The sequence below is a fragment of the Drancourtella massiliensis genome (assembly GCF_016900655.1).
In the GTDB taxonomy this organism is placed as follows: Bacteria; Bacillota; Clostridia; order Lachnospirales; family Lachnospiraceae; genus Sellimonas; species Sellimonas catena.
This window is the reverse complement of the sequence record NZ_JACJKH010000041.1, coordinates 1-15270: the sequence shown is the minus strand read 5'-3', so window position 1 is coordinate 15270 and position 15270 is coordinate 1. Positions and strand designations below refer to the sequence as shown.

Genomic DNA, 15270 nt, shown 5'->3' with positions numbered 1-15270 from the left:
GAAAAAGTGGTTTAGGGAATAAATGATCCTGATAGAAAAGCGAAAAAGAAACTGTCCGATTGCCAGCCATTAGATCTGCCGTATACAATAATAAGATTTGAATAATTCGGCGAACGCCTTAGAAATACGAAAAGCGAATGCTTTTCAGATATAGATAGAGTAACATACCAATAACGAAAAGACAAGAAAACTCGACCATTTTTACCCTTTCCATATATCAAAAAAATACTCGTTGCTTTCTATTTTTCGTGTTATGAATACATCTTTTCACATTTCTCTGATATTATCAATTCCGTTTTAATCTTAAGAAAATCCTCTTTATCTTCTTCAGATACTCCACAAAATCTCATCCACATTACTAATTAAATTTACCTCACAGGTTCATTTGATTTCTTGACCATTCACCAATTATACGCTATAATAAATTTACCTCACAGGTAAATTGAATCGAGGTGACCTATTGAAAATCACATACAAGACTAAAAAACTTGAAAAGATCTGCACAGATGCTTCGCAGGCAGAAAAAAAGCACGGAAGGCAAATGGCAGCAAAAATACATCAGCGTATTGATGAAATCAGTGCCGCGGATACAGTAGAAATGATGATACAATTTCATATCGGCAGATGTCATGCATTAACCGGATCACGGCAAAGTCAATATGCTGTCGATTTAGTACATCCTTATCGTCTTGTTTTTGAAAAACAAGGAGAACTGATACAAATTGCAAACATTATCGAAATCGTGGATTATCACTAAACTAACTATGCGCAGCACTCAAAGGGGGAAACTATCATGGTAAAGAGTCGTACTTACATTGCCACGCCACCGGGGGCAACCATTAAGGAACAATTAGAAGATCGAGATATGAGCCAGAAAGAGTTTGCAATTCGTATGGATTTATCTGAAAAACATGTAAGCAAATTGATTCACGGAGAGGTTGCTTTGACACCTGATGTCGCGGAGCGTCTGGAACTGGTTTTAGGAGTTCCAGCAAAGTTCTGGAACAACCTGGAGATCATCTATCGTGAGAAGATACTGAAAGCAAATGCGGAAAATCATATGGAACAGGATATTGAGATTGTCCGAAAGCTTCCCTACCGGGAAATGGCTAAAAACGGGTGGATTCCAGATACTCGTAAATCAACCGAAAAGGTAATCCATCTCAGGAAGTTTTTTGAGGTGGTTCAGCTTACCCTTATTGAAGATGAAAAGCTCAACAAAATCGCATGCAGAAGGCTGTCTTCTACTTCCAAAAGTGACTACGCTCTTTTAGCCTGGGCTCAGCAGGCAAAGCGTGAAGCAAGATCCTGCGAAACTGCCCCGATCAATCTGAAATACTTAAAAGATTCTCTTTCAACTATACGAGCTATGACTACTCTTGCACCTGAAGTTTTTGCTCCGAATCTGATACAGCTTTTGTCCAACTGTGGAATTGCCCTGATCTTTCTTCCACATATTGGCGGCTCCTTTCTTCATGGTGCTACACTTCAGGACGGAAATAAAATCGTAATGGGTCTAACCGTCCGTGGAAAATTTGCTGACAAATTCTGGTTCAGCCTATTTCATGAAATCGGACATATTTTAAATGGGCATCTTAATCAGCCGCATGGAACTTCAAAAGAAGATGAGTATGCAGCGGATCAGTTTGCCAAAGATATCCTGATCCCGGAACAGAAGTTTCAAATGATTGTTTCAAAAGGTGATTTTTCAAGAAATGCATTGCTTCACTATGCTTCAGAACTTGGAATCGATGTCGGCATTCTTATCGGCCGATTGCAGAAAGAAGAGCTTATTGGATATACAGATCTGAATGATCTGCGCTCAAAATACGAATTAAAATAGAAAAACTCTCCATACCAATGGGCTCCTGTTTCCTTTTGATATGGAGAGTTTCATTTTTAGATCAAATATTTATTTAAGATACAGTATTAATCTCTCTCAAATAAATCTCTTGTATAAACTTTGTCTTTTACATCATCCAGGCAGGAATCGTAACGGTTTGCGATGATCACATCACATTCTTTTTTAAAGGTTTCCAGATCATTCTCCACCTTACTTCCAAAGAAAGTAGAACCATTTTCCAGTGTCGGCTCATAGACAACTACGGTTGCTCCTTTTGCCTTGACTCTCTTCATAACACCCTGAATGGAACTCTGGCGGAAATTATCGGAATTGGATTTCATAGTCAAACGGAATACGCCGACTTTGACTTCCTTTTCTTTTTCCTGCGACCAGCTGCTGTTTGCTTCGTATGCACCTGCAATCTCAAGCACTCTGTCTGCAATGAAATCTTTTCTTGTACGGTTGGATTCTACAATCGCTTCGATCAGATTGTTCGGAACATCTGCATAATTTGCCAAAAGCTGCTTCGTATCTTTTGGCAGACAGTATCCGCCATATCCAAAGGATGGATTGTTGTAGTGGCTTCCAATTCTTGGGTCCAGACATACTCCATCAATAATCTCCTTTGTATTTAAGCCTTTCATTTCTGCATAAGTATCCAGCTCATTAAAATAGGAAACACGAAGAGCGAGATATGTATTCGCAAACAATTTCACCGCCTCGGCTTCCGTAAATCCCATAAATAACGTGTCGATATTTTCTTTGATTGCGCCTTCCTGAAGGAGCTTCGCAAAGGTATGAGCTGCTTCTGTTACCTTCTCATCCTCCGGATCGATTCCGACAATGATTCTTGACGGATACAGGTTGTCATATAACGCTTTGGATTCCCTTAAAAATTCCGGGCTGAAAAGAATGTTTCTGGTCTGGTATTTTTCCCGGATCTGTCGTGTATAGCCGACCGGAATTGTACTTTTAATAATCATCATAGCATCCGGATTGACTTTCATCACCAGTTCAATAACAGATTCTACTGCCGATGTGTCAAAAAAGTTCCGTTTGGAATCATAATTTGTTGGTGCTGCAATCACAACAAAATCTGCATCCCGATATGCACTTTCTCCATCTGTAGTAGCAATCAGATCCAGTGTATGGTTTGCCAGATATTCCTCAATATAATCATCCTGAATCGGACTTTTTTTCTGATTAATCAGTTCTACTTTTTCCGGAATAATGTCTACCGCTGTAACATGATGATGCTGTGCAAGTAATGTTGCAATGGATAATCCTACATAACCAGTTCCTGCTACTGCAATTTTTAACTCATGAAATTCCCTCATATTCATATTCCTTTCTCTTTCACTCTTGTTTTATTTGTTCATATAAAATTCCCGGTACCACTCGGCAAACTTACGCAGCCCTTCCCGAAGCGGGGTGGACGGCTTAAAGCCAAAATCCCGTTCCAATGCGGAGGTATCTGCATAAGTAACCGGAACATCTCCCGGCTGCATTGGTACCAGTTTTTTATGAGCTTCAAAGTCATAATCTTCCGGAAGAACACCTGCGCGGATCAATTCCTGCTGAAGAATATCAACGAATTCAAGAAGATTTTCTGGATTACTATTTCCGATGTTGTACACTGCATACGGAGGAACCGGCAGACCATCTTCCCCCTTTCTTTTTTCAGGCGGTGCTGCCATTACACGCTTCACACCTTCTACAATGTCATCTACATAAGTAAAATCCCTTTTACAATTTCCGTAGTTAAAGATCTCAATCGTTTTTCCTTCCCGAAGTTTATTGGTAAAACCAAAATAGGCCATATCCGGTCTCCCGGCTGGCCCATAAACGGTAAAAAATCGTAATCCTGTGGAAGGAATGTTGTAAAGTTTGGAATAAGCGTGTGCCATCAGCTCATTACTCTTCTTAGTCGCCGCATAAAGGCTGACCGGATTGTCTACTTTATCTTCTGTACTGTACGGAACTTTTTTATTGGATCCGTATACACTGGATGAAGAGGCATACACAAGATGTTCTACACCTGGCTGTCCATTATCGTAAGAATGACGACACGCCTCCAGAATGTTGTAAAATCCAATCATATTGGATTCAATATAAGCGTCCGGATTCGTAATGGAATACCGGACGCCTGCCTGTGCTGCTAAATTAACTACGATTGACGGTTTATATTCATCAAATATCGCATTGATCTGATCCCGGTCTGAAATTGAGCCCTTAATAAAAGTCCATGTCGAATCTGGTTTTGATTCTGACATGGACTTGATTTTTTCTAATCGATATTCTTTTATGCTGACATCATAGTAGTCATTCATGTTGTCGATCCCGATGATATGTACCGGGTCGTCAGATCTTAGAAGTTCTAAGACCAAGTTGGAACCGATGAAACCAGCGGCTCCGGTGATTAAAATCACCTGGCGATTCATTATTAAAGATTCTTTCATTTAATCCACTTCCTTTTTATATTTTTCAGTATAGATAAAACAAATTCATTTTTCGATTTTATAAAATAAATTAAACTCAATGTACAATATACTAAGGCTCCCAAAGCAATCTCGACAGCTAATCCTATCACGTTTTGATCCACAAACTTTCCAACAAATTTTACTACAAAATACATAAAAAAGCCTATAATAAAAAATGGAACACCTAGCTTTATATATCGCTTTATTCTAACTTCTTTTCTGATCCAAACAGCCTGTATAACACTCACACTAGCCTCCGCTGCAATATTTCCACAAACTGCTCCCATTGCTCCATAATATGGTATCAAAATAATATTTACGATGATATTAATTACTGCCCCTCCTACCATTGCAAAGGTATATACGTTGTCCCTCCCGCGCGGAATTAGGAACTGTGTTCTTAACATATTTGCAAATGCATAAAATGGAATAACCAACGCATTGAATGCTACTAGTTTCGATGCAGCACTAAACTCTTTCCCCCAAAATACCGGTGCGAATATATCTGCTACCGAAATAAGTCCAAAGCACAATGAAAATGCTATGCACATAATTAATGGAACCGTTCTTTCTAGGTAGATCATCCCTTTTTCTTGATCATAATTTTTAAACATGTTGGACATTTTGGGGAGCATAACATTTCCAAAAGCTATAACCAAACTCATTGGAATATTTATAAGTTTTTGCGTGTTATCAAAAAGTCCTAATTGATAATCTCCTGATATATTTCCTAAAATTATTTTTGATAACACTTGATAAATACTTGATGCTGCTAGCGGAATAAACAGCATACAAAGCGGTTTCAAATGGCGAAAACATGCTTTTATTGATACTGTACAAATGCTAACTTCTCGTTTTAACTTGGTCCAGAGATAGAGCTGTGCTAATAAATTTCCCAATGCCATAATCCAAATATATATTATCAAGTCTGTTTTTCTTCTTACAAAAGCAAATATTGATATGACTGTGAGTATTTTAATAATTGTATTTCGCTTAACTGTAACATCAAATTTTTCCATTCCGAAAAAAAACCAATTTAAATCAAATACCGACCCTAACACATATATTGCTTGAATATAGGAATATAATTGATTTTCTTTAACAAAAAAACTCACATAACCCAGATATATAACTAAAACAATACATGATGTAACCAAATGTGCATAAAGTATTTCAGAAAATACTTTAGATAATTCTTGTTTAGAGTTACGTGCCTGTGCAATTCTTCTATTACCATAGTATTTAATTCCTAACGATGCAAATAATGAAAAGTAGTATGCAATCGAATAGGTATATGAATAAATCCCTAAATTTTCTGGTCCTAATACCCTAGAAATATAGGGAGATGTAATTAATGGTAAAATAATAACAAGTATTTCATAGGCACTTTGATACAAGAAATTTTTTTTCACGCTAGCCATATTATTATTTTCCACCCACTTTCTTTTCATAAATTGATTTACATGAATCATTCTTCGCAATATTTATTGTGTAACCGCTTTCATCACTTCTATCAATGGTACGTAATAATGCTTTCGTGGCATATATGTATACTCTTTGTTAATACGATTTTTCATATATATGAGAAGATCTTCTAGTTTATTCGGATCCCCCATCTTTACATATTCTATATCATTAATCCAATCATACACTCCTGAAACCTTCCTTGTTAAATTATCTATTGCTATGCATGGTGTTCCTGTTATAACAGAAAAAATCATTCCGTGCAAACGATCTGTAACAACTAATCTATGAGCCGAAAATTCTTTTAATTTATCATTCAATGCCTTTTCTCGTTCAAAAGAATTTTTTAAATCTCTCTCGATTCTTGTTGTCCCAAATTCTACTTGCATCCCACACTCAGTTGCAAATTTTTTTATTATTTCTATATTAATACTTTCTCTTTTTTCCTTATCATCCCTTAAACATACTAATATATTATTTCTTTCTTCATCTATTTTAGAAAGGTTCAAAGTGAGAACTATATCAGGAACGCAAAATATATGATCTTCATTTAATATTTTTTCTTTTATAGCAAATCTATATGACTTTTTCTCTCTTAAAAATAAAAATAGCTTTTCATGTTTATTGAAAAGCTGCCTATCACTATTTAGTTCTCGTTTTCCCCTTCCATCTTGAGAATAAAAAATCGTCTGTGGAAAAATTATAATTGTATTCAATGGAAACCGTCTAACTATATCTCTTAATGAACTCATGCCATCTTTACTATATAATGTTCCAAAAAATCCCCCTCCTGTATAAATTAAAATATCCTCTTTTTCTATTTGACAAAATACATCTTCTTTTATCCAGAACAACATTTCTTGTGTTACTTCTACTATTGGAAGATGAGAACAATACTGTTGTAAAAAAAGTAGTTCTGCTTTTGCTATTGCATGATCACCCAAATTTCCATATTCTGGTGTTCCAAATAATATGATTTTTTTCCCAGTTTTTTTTAACTCTTGGAATGCAGAGCAGTTTATATACTCCTCCCTTTTTTTCTTTTTATGCAAATAGATTTTAAGGCTTCGGGGAATAATTTTTTTTATGGTTTTCCTTATTTTATTCATTTGCACGCGCCTCTCATTCTATATTTTATATTATTCCATATAATATAAATTTGAGGTGCAAAGTAAAACATCTTAAACTCTATTCTTCTAGTCTCACTTAATTTCAAATTTATTATTCTATGTTTATTTTTTTTTAGCAGTTCCTCTAGTTGTCCTTTAATGCCTATTGCTTTATTTATACTTGCCAAATAATAATACCTTAATACGGTTTCGTAATAATTTATTTCTGAACTCTCAGCTAACTCATTTAGTTTTCTTTTTTTTAACAGTTCTGTTCTTTCTTGCATAAGTATTAACTTGTCTAAATCTTTTTTACTAAATCCCGAATTCATAATACTACCTTCGCGAATATTATAACAATACAGACAGTTATCCAAAATACATATTTTTTTTGCGTTTAAAAATGCTTTGGCCTCAAAAACAATATCTTCATGCACTTTTCCAACTGGAAATTTCAAGCCATCAATAATTTCCTTTTTAAACAATTTTGACCATACTGATAAACGTGGTTTCTGTATCTTTTTTCCACTGCTCATCATCAGTTTTAATGCTGTTTGAGCATCATACAGATATGTTTTTGAAGACTCATTAATAATTTCTTCTTTTTCATTTCGTACATTTATACATTTACATTCTACGATATCTACATTAGTATTTTTCATACATTTATACATTTTTTCATACATATCTTTTTTTATATAATCGTCTCCATCCACAAAACCTATAAGCTCACCTGTAGCAATCTGTAGACCTGCATTTCGAGCATCAGACAGCCCACCGTTTTTTTTGTGTACCACAATTATTCTCTTATCTTTCTTTTGAAAATCGTCACATATTCTAGAACAATGATCAGTTGATCCATCATCAACCAAAATAATTTCTATATTTTTATAAGTTTGGTTTATTATCGAAGATACGCACTTTTCTAAATATTTTTCCACATTATATATTGGCACAATGATACTTATTTTATCCATATTTCTTAGCCTTCTTTCTTTTTTAGAATCACGTTTAGCATTAACATGATGCTAAAAACACTGACATATTTCAATACAAATGGTTCTTTTATTTCGACAACCATTAAAACAGCTGCAAAAATTAACATCAATAATTTTACTTCAATATTTTTTATCTTAAAAATAGTTTTCAGAATAATAACGAATAGGATTCCATAAAATAGAATCGACCATATCAAACCCATTGCAAAATAATTTTGAAAATACCCTCCATCATTTTGAAAATTTATTCCATTCCATCCTATGCCTCTGAATACCCCTGTTCCCCAATAGGTAGATACATCCAAAGGCGGAACTTCCATATTCATAAATCTACTAATAGAATCTTCCTGACTTCCCTGACTAAAAATTTTTGTGGCCCAGTTTAATATCCACTGTATACGTTCTATATCTCCATATTTTCCTACAAAAAAAATAAGCACTGCTAAAATAAGTGCTAAATAAAAAAGTGTTTTTATGACCTGTAAGAAACTTCCTTTTTTCATTATTATACGAAATAAATTATAAATTCCCAGCAATACCCCACAATAAAATCCTGTCCTAGCTACCGAAAGGGTCGCTGACAAAATAAAAACGTAGGCGACTATATATTTATAATTATTGTAGCATAATATAAAATAAGAACATGCGATCAACGATATAAATAATGTTATAGATAATGCTGCTGCTTCTGCTCCAAGTCCTGTTGCTCTTTGTTCTCGTAAAAATTCCACATTACCCACTTGTTGAAAATAATTATTCAAAAAGTTTCTAAATGCTCCTGACAATAGCTGTCCATAAACAATGAAAGATTGGATAATTCCCACAAACACAAATGAAATCATAAGTTGATCTGTGGATTTATAAAAATTTCCCCATAAGAAGCTTGCAAAGACAGAATACAATAAAAAGTAAATGAGTCTTGGAAGTATCATATATTCAGACTGGATCGAAAAGACCATTAATAATATTAATTCATGTATAATAACAGCAATTGTAATAAGAAATATCCCCCAATACGCCGAAGATATACTATAATTTTTTACTAACGATTTGTTATATAGTAAAAAACAACAAATTATAATTGCAAAAGCTACTTTCCTACTCGAAAGTATTGACGGACTTCCTTTTAAAGTTATTTCATATAAAAACATGAATAATAGCATACTAATACCTATACATTTTAAAGTATCGATCTTGATATGTATTTTCATTTAATAACTACACCTTTCTTCTATTTCTACAAGCTATTTATTACTTTTATATATATATCATCGAGCCTTTGCATCTCTCCTGAAATATCAAGTCTTGCCTGTTTAACTTTTTTTGTTCCTGTATTTCTATCCCAATTAACCTTTCTCCCTAATGCAGCCGTCCATTTTGTAATAGGATCTTTTAACGCAACACTATAACACATATTGGATAGCATTGCCTGCCTTGTAATCGTATCTGAAACGACACAATATAATCCTGATGCTTCTGCTTCAAGCAGTGCATTAGGGAATCCTTCATAATATGATGGAAAGAAAAATTTGTCTGCTGCCGATAATAACTCAGGTATATCACTACGTTGCCCTAAAAAAACTATATTTTTATCTATCTTAAGTTCGCAGACCTTACTATGTATTTTTTCTTTTAATGGTCCATCACCTACTAGTATTAATACCGATGTGGGATTGTCTTTCAAATATTCTTTGAACACATCGATTAAAAAATCATGGTTCTTTTGTGTTCTAAAAGCCCCTATATGTATAATAACCTCCTGCTCATTACTGAGTTTTAATTCCTTTCTTATTTTGCTCCTACTCGTTTCACTAAATTTGTATCTTTCAACATTCAAGCCATTATTTAAAACTGTAAAATTCCCTTTTTTACCAAACATCCATTGTCCAGCAAAATCTGATACAGCCACACAACATATCTTTTTTTTAGGCAAACAATAATAATTTATTTTGTGCAAAATTCTAGATTTTAATGAAACTATATTGCCTGCATTTCTAGAGTGAACAATGACCTTAAATCCTTTTTTTAATGCAATCATACAAGGCTCTATACAACTTAAAGAATTCAAGTGGCAATGAACAATATCAAAGTCTTCCTTATCATATAACGCATTTATGTCTCTAAGATATGCCATATAATTTTTTCTTCTTTGTTCAATATAAAAGAAATGGCATCCTAATTCTTCTAGTTCTTTTCTAAAGCATGGTTCTGATCCTTTAAAAGCCAGGAAATCAAACTGATATTTTTCTTTATCTATATAAGTCGCTATCTTCAATAAATATGTTTCTATTCCCCCTAAATGAGAATCTATTCCAACATGTAATACACGTATTTTTCTTTCATTCATAATAATAGTCCCTCAGATTTCTATAATGATTATTTTCTATTTGTTACTTTATGGATTACCCATGCTAATGCAAGCGAAATAATCAAAACTTCGCAAACTATTAAAATAGGAAAACGTAACAAATAAGTAAATGGCTGTATAATTTTGCTTACAAATATTGAATGTATAAGCCAAATATACAAGCTATATTTCCCTAAATACCCTAATATTTTCAATGTAACTACTGAAGTCATATTTTTATTTCTGTATATCTCATATATAATGGTCATCAATGCAAACATTACAAAGAGAATCAGAAAACTATCTATATTAGATGCATTTTTTAAAACAAAGTGCATAAAAAACTTTCCGCTAGAAGCTCCCAATAATATAATTAGAGATATAAATAAACCTTTTTTCGAATTTAACCTTCCTCTAATCTTACCATACAAATTATATTGATATACCAATGTTCCAATTAAGATTGTTGGCATATTCGTAAAGTATCTCGATGTAATATTTAGTATCTCAATATTAATTATGTTATAACTATATAATATTCTAAATATAAATCTCATTGTCAAAAATGCTATAATGACCATACATATTTTTAAATATGGAAACCCAGATACTTTATCTAATATACTTTTCAAAAATGGATATGTTATCACTGCTATTGCAAAGAAAAGGACATACCAGTTAAATTTTGAAATTTCCGAAGATACTGCCATTAAAGTTTTAACTATTTCAGATACTCCCGGAAGTTCCCATTTTCCAATGTCAATGTAACTTTCCAATTCATAAATCGGAAAATTAATAAGAACCAAAATAATCCAGTACACGATATATAATTTTACAATTCTTCGCATACATTTTTTATAATATTGCTGCCTTTTACATTTTGGTACAGGATATTCTCTCCCCCAAGCATATCCTGAAACAAAAGCATAAATTGACACGCAATAATTAAATATATCACTTATAATTGTGGCTAAAGGTATGTTATTTATTGTAATATCCCATATTTGAACGTATTTTTCCATCCATTCTAAAGTCATTACATGCCCTGAAACCATCATAATAATAGCTATTCCTTTTAATACAGCAGTGTCTTCTTTACTTATAGTTTTATCAACCATTACCTCTCTCCCTTTAAATGCTCTTTCCTATTTTTAAGTAAAACTTCTGAATCCATCTCGCATTTTCTCTAATATCATACCCAGCTTTCCTTATGAGATCAGAGGTACACTTTCTATTGTATTTTTGATACTGTAATATTTTTCTGGCCCAAATAGCAGCACCTTTATCCAGTTTCACCTTCTCAACAAGATCTGTTACTATTGCTTCGTTAGGGATATTTTCTGAACAAACGCAATACAAGCCTGAAGCTTGTGCTTCAATTAATGAAATTCCCAAGCCTTCCCATAAAGATGGAAAACAATACGCATCCATTGCTGCATAAAGTTCAAATGTATTACCTTTAGTACCTGTAAAGATAATATCTTTAGCAAGTCCCTTGTCTTTTGCACTCTCTTTTATCTCTTGAAGTAGTTCTCCATCTCCCACAAACAGCAATTTAACATTTTTCTTTCTTTGTTTTATTTCATTAAAAACATCTAATACAAACCACGGATTTTTTGGTGCTGTCACTCGTCCTAGGAATCCTAATACAAATTCCTTTTCTATTCCTAATTCTTTACGGGTTTTAATGCGTACGTCTGCGTTATATGCAAATTGTTCCAAATCTATAGCGTTTCTAATAATAAAGAAGTTTTTTTGTCTAACTATTCTCTTCCCGAAAAGCCACTGCCCTGCACATTTAGAACAAGCCATAAAATAGTCCGCTTGAAAGCGAAGCGGTATTTGCAAAATGTTTTTTATCAATGCTGTTGCTCCTCTTCCATTTGAAGTACTATGACTATGAATAATTGTTGTTATTCCAAACTTCTTAGCTATTGGCAAATAAAGAGAGGCATAACTTCTAACATGACTATGAAGGATTTTATATTCCTGATGATCTAGAAAAAATTCCTTCCACTTTTTTCTAATCTCCAATACATTGCTTCCTACGAATGTTGGCATTATAAATATTTTTCCACCAAGTTTGTGTATCTCATCAGCAAAATACATTCTATCAGGATGATCAACAATAAAATCAAATTGAAGCTTTTCACGATCAATCTTCCTATAAATATTCATAATCATTGACTGCGAACCACCCAATTCTAAACTGCCAATCATATGTAAGACTCTAACCATTTATATTTCCCTTTCATTGACACAAGACATTTGTTCTAAATATGCATTAATTACACATTCTCTGTTAAACTCACGCCTCACTTTTTCTCTTCCAGCTAATCCCATTTGTCGTCTTTTTTCATTATCAAGACTTAAAAATTTTTCTACTGCTTCAATTAAAGCCTTTGTATCTCTCTGAGGAATAATATATCCGTTTACTCCATCATCAATAACTTCTCTACATCCACTTCTGTCTGTTGATATAAGTGGCCTTCCTGATGCAGCACTTTCTAACAATACATTACTAATTCCTTCAGGATAATAACTCGGATGCACAGTACAATGTGTATATGATAATACTTCTCTCACATCCATAATGAGTCCATGGTAGGTTATAATCCCTTCTTTTTCATATTCCTTTAAAATATTTTCATATTCTTCTTCACAAAAGCCACAGATATGAAAATGTGTTTTAGGATATTTTTTCTTAATATACTTCGCCATCTCAAGATATTGGTCTATACCTTTTTCTTTCATGATTCTGGAAATAAATACAAATTCAACCTTATCATCACTTGGATAATCGAGTACATGAAATTGTTCTAAATTAACCCCCGATCCCGGGAGCAATTTTAATTTATCCACAGCAATATGATTATCAATAAAAAATTTCCTATTTTCCTTATTTTGTACAAATACAGTTTGTACTTTCCTAAAAGCTAATTTATACGCTAATATCATCAATTTTTGCATTTTTCCTGGATTCTCAACTGCTGATCCAAGTCCTGTGATGTTCACTACAATCGGTACTTTACAAATAGATGCAGCTACTGCTCCATACAGATTAGGCTTTATTGTATAGGAAAAGATTATATTGGGTTTAACTGTTCGAATAAGTTCTATATAGTATAAAATAAGTTTAATTTCATCTATTGGATTTTTTCCATGACGATCTAATTTTACCGGAACATACTTACATCCCATTTCTTTTAAAAGGTCGATACGCTCACCATATGGAGAGGAAATAATAACTTCACATTCTTCTTTCAACAGTTCCTCTACCAGTTCTCTCCGAAAATTGTATATGACCACATCGTGGTTTACTAAAAATAAAACTCTTTTCATTACTCCGTTTCCTCTGTTGCTTTTATTGAATCTATCAATGTATGAACACGATAGTTTTCTTTATATGTACTCATCGTCAGATCATAAGCCAGATCTCCGAATACTTTTTCTGATAGAGCACCTATTTTTCCTGGTATATGCATCATAATTTTTGTAGCCCATGACATTCCTGGTATTATGAGCATCATATGATCATGTACCGTTGCAATCATCTGTACCATTTCTGACGTATTGGTATATTCTGCATTTTGAGGGAAAAATACTCCAGACTCTTCATTATCAATCATTAGTTTTACAAACTCGCATAAATTGTCGATATGGAGCATAGATCTTCTATTCTTTGTTTTTGGAAAAACTGGAATTCTCGTAGCTAATTTCGCAAGTTCTGGATAATTTCCTTTACTTCCCTTTCCATAAATCATTGGAGGTCGTAAAATAACTACTTTAAACTTATCATCTTTAAGTTCCTGCAGCTTTTGATCTGCCTGCCATTTACTATCTCCGTAAAAATTAAGCGGCTGTGGTTCTGTTTTTTCTGTTATGATTTTCTCCTTACATCCAGAATAAACAATCATCGAAGACATAAAAATAAACTGCTTCACTCCACTTTTTTTTGCATATTCAGCCACTTCAACTGCCAAGTCAGTATTAACCTGATAATATAGTTTCTTCTGTTCCTCTGTTACATTTCCAACATCAGCATGCGCAATTCCTGCCACATGATATACCACATCATATACAGAGAAATCCGTGTTTTTCCACGCATCTCCAATCATATCTACTGTGTCTACATCATAGCTTTCTGGAAATCTTACAAGCCACTTCTCAACGGATTCTCCAATATAACTCCCTTGTCCAGTAATTAAGATGCGCTTCTTAGCGCTATTTTTCTTCCCACTATTATCTTTATCTTTTTGCTTCGCTTCTTCATTTTTTAAAAGGTCTTTATAAATTTGTGTCCGGGCCTGATTTTTTTTATAAACTGCTACTGCAGCACCAATTGCTGGAACACCAAGTAATACCGCCTTTTCTTTTAACGTGGATTTTCTATTTTTCATTTCAAGCACACCTCTACATTTTTTTAGATCGTCTCTTCATCTCGCCGGTTCCGCCTTCTACCACACCATCTGACCGCAGCACAGACAGGATCGTGCCAAAGAAGCATTTCACATCCAGACCGAAGCTTAAATTCTCCACATAATAGCCGTCCAGTTTTGCTTTCTCCGGAATTTCCAGTTCATCTCTTCCATGGATCTGTGCCCATCCGGTCAGTCCCGGAAGAATATCGTTTGCTCCGTACTTGTCACGTTCTTCGATCAGATCATACTGGTTCCAAAGTGCCGGTCTCGGCCCGATAATCGCCATGTCGCCTTTCAGGATATTAATGATCTGCGGCAGCTCATCCAGAGATGTTTTTCTCAGGAACTTTCCGACTTTTGTAATATACTGATCCGGATCTTTTAAAAGATGAGTCGGCATATCTTTCGGCGTATCTGTCCGCATGGTCCGAAACTTCAAAATGTAAAAATGTTTTTTGTGAATTCCTACGCGCTTCTGTTTAAAAAAGACCGGCCCTGGTGAATCCAGTTTGATTGCGATCATCAGCGCAAGAAAGAATGGCGACAGGAACACCAGCGCCATCAAAGATAAATAGATGTCCAGATATTGCTTTTTCTTCAGATAGTTT

14 protein-coding genes are annotated in these 15270 nt (G+C 33.9%); 2 read left to right on the top strand and 12 right to left on the bottom strand.

The window, feature by feature from the left end; genetic code table 11:
* Window positions 1-541: 541 nt before the first annotated feature.
* Entirely contained in the window at window positions 542-757 is a 216-nt protein-coding gene (locus tag H6A32_RS15145; RefSeq protein WP_430749597.1) for a type II toxin-antitoxin system RelE/ParE family toxin, read from the top strand.
* Window positions 758-793: 36 nt separating this feature from the next.
* On the top strand, window positions 794-1843 hold the full coding sequence (locus tag H6A32_RS15140) for a helix-turn-helix domain-containing protein (protein WP_204864751.1): 1050 nt from the start codon (window positions 794-796) through the stop codon (window positions 1841-1843).
* Between the two features lie 86 nt (window positions 1844-1929).
* Here the strand turns inward: H6A32_RS15140 and H6A32_RS15135 are convergent, their stop codons facing one another.
* The 12 genes from H6A32_RS15135 to H6A32_RS15080 form a co-directional block, all read right to left on the bottom strand.
* The gene (locus H6A32_RS15135; protein ID WP_204864755.1) at window positions 1930-3180 is read right to left on the bottom strand and encodes a nucleotide sugar dehydrogenase; all 1251 of its coding nucleotides are present in this window, start codon (window positions 3178-3180) and stop codon (window positions 1930-1932) included.
* A gap of 30 nt (window positions 3181-3210) precedes the next feature.
* Window positions 3211-4284 (bottom strand): NAD-dependent epimerase/dehydratase family protein, encoded by a 1074-nt coding sequence (locus H6A32_RS15130; protein WP_204864754.1) that lies wholly within the window; start codon window positions 4282-4284, stop codon window positions 3211-3213.
* Between the two features lie 14 nt (window positions 4285-4298).
* Window positions 4299-5774 carry an oligosaccharide flippase family protein gene (locus H6A32_RS15125; RefSeq protein ID WP_204864750.1) on the bottom strand — a complete coding sequence of 492 codons (1476 nt, stop codon included), beginning with the start codon at window positions 5772-5774 and terminating at the stop codon, window positions 4299-4301.
* Window positions 5775-5807: 33 nt separating this feature from the next.
* Entirely contained in the window at window positions 5808-6896 is a 1089-nt protein-coding gene (locus H6A32_RS15120) for a polysaccharide pyruvyl transferase family protein (protein WP_204864749.1), read from the bottom strand.
* The gene (locus tag H6A32_RS15115) at window positions 6893-7873 is read right to left on the bottom strand and encodes a glycosyltransferase (protein ID WP_204864748.1); all 981 of its coding nucleotides are present in this window, start codon (window positions 7871-7873) and stop codon (window positions 6893-6895) included. The genes H6A32_RS15120 and H6A32_RS15115 overlap by 4 nt, the downstream gene beginning before the upstream one ends.
* 5 nt (window positions 7874-7878) lie before the next feature.
* On the bottom strand, window positions 7879-8736 hold the full coding sequence (locus H6A32_RS15110) for a hypothetical protein (RefSeq protein ID WP_204864747.1): 858 nt from the start codon (window positions 8734-8736) through the stop codon (window positions 7879-7881).
* A 395-nt stretch (window positions 8737-9131) separates the two neighbouring features.
* On the bottom strand, window positions 9132-10241 hold the full coding sequence (locus H6A32_RS15105) for a glycosyltransferase (protein WP_204864746.1): 1110 nt from the start codon (window positions 10239-10241) through the stop codon (window positions 9132-9134).
* Window positions 10242-10270: 29 nt separating this feature from the next.
* Complete coding sequence (locus H6A32_RS15100) at window positions 10271-11359, bottom strand: acyltransferase family protein (RefSeq protein ID WP_204864745.1); 1089 nt, start codon at window positions 11357-11359, stop codon at window positions 10271-10273.
* 13 nt (window positions 11360-11372) lie between these two features.
* Window positions 11373-12461 carry a glycosyltransferase gene (locus tag H6A32_RS15095; RefSeq protein ID WP_204864744.1) on the bottom strand — a complete coding sequence of 363 codons (1089 nt, stop codon included), beginning with the start codon at window positions 12459-12461 and terminating at the stop codon, window positions 11373-11375.
* 18 nt (window positions 12462-12479) lie between these two features.
* Complete coding sequence (locus H6A32_RS15090; protein WP_204864743.1) at window positions 12480-13583, bottom strand: glycosyltransferase family 4 protein; 1104 nt, start codon at window positions 13581-13583, stop codon at window positions 12480-12482.
* Window positions 13583-14641 (bottom strand): NAD-dependent epimerase/dehydratase family protein, encoded by a 1059-nt coding sequence (locus H6A32_RS15085; RefSeq protein WP_204864742.1) that lies wholly within the window; start codon window positions 14639-14641, stop codon window positions 13583-13585. Before H6A32_RS15085 ends, H6A32_RS15090 begins: the two co-directional genes overlap by 1 nt.
* A 13-nt stretch (window positions 14642-14654) precedes the next feature.
* Window positions 14655-15263 (bottom strand): sugar transferase, encoded by a 609-nt coding sequence (locus tag H6A32_RS15080; protein ID WP_204864753.1) that lies wholly within the window; start codon window positions 15261-15263, stop codon window positions 14655-14657.
* Window positions 15264-15270: the final 7 nt, after the last annotated feature.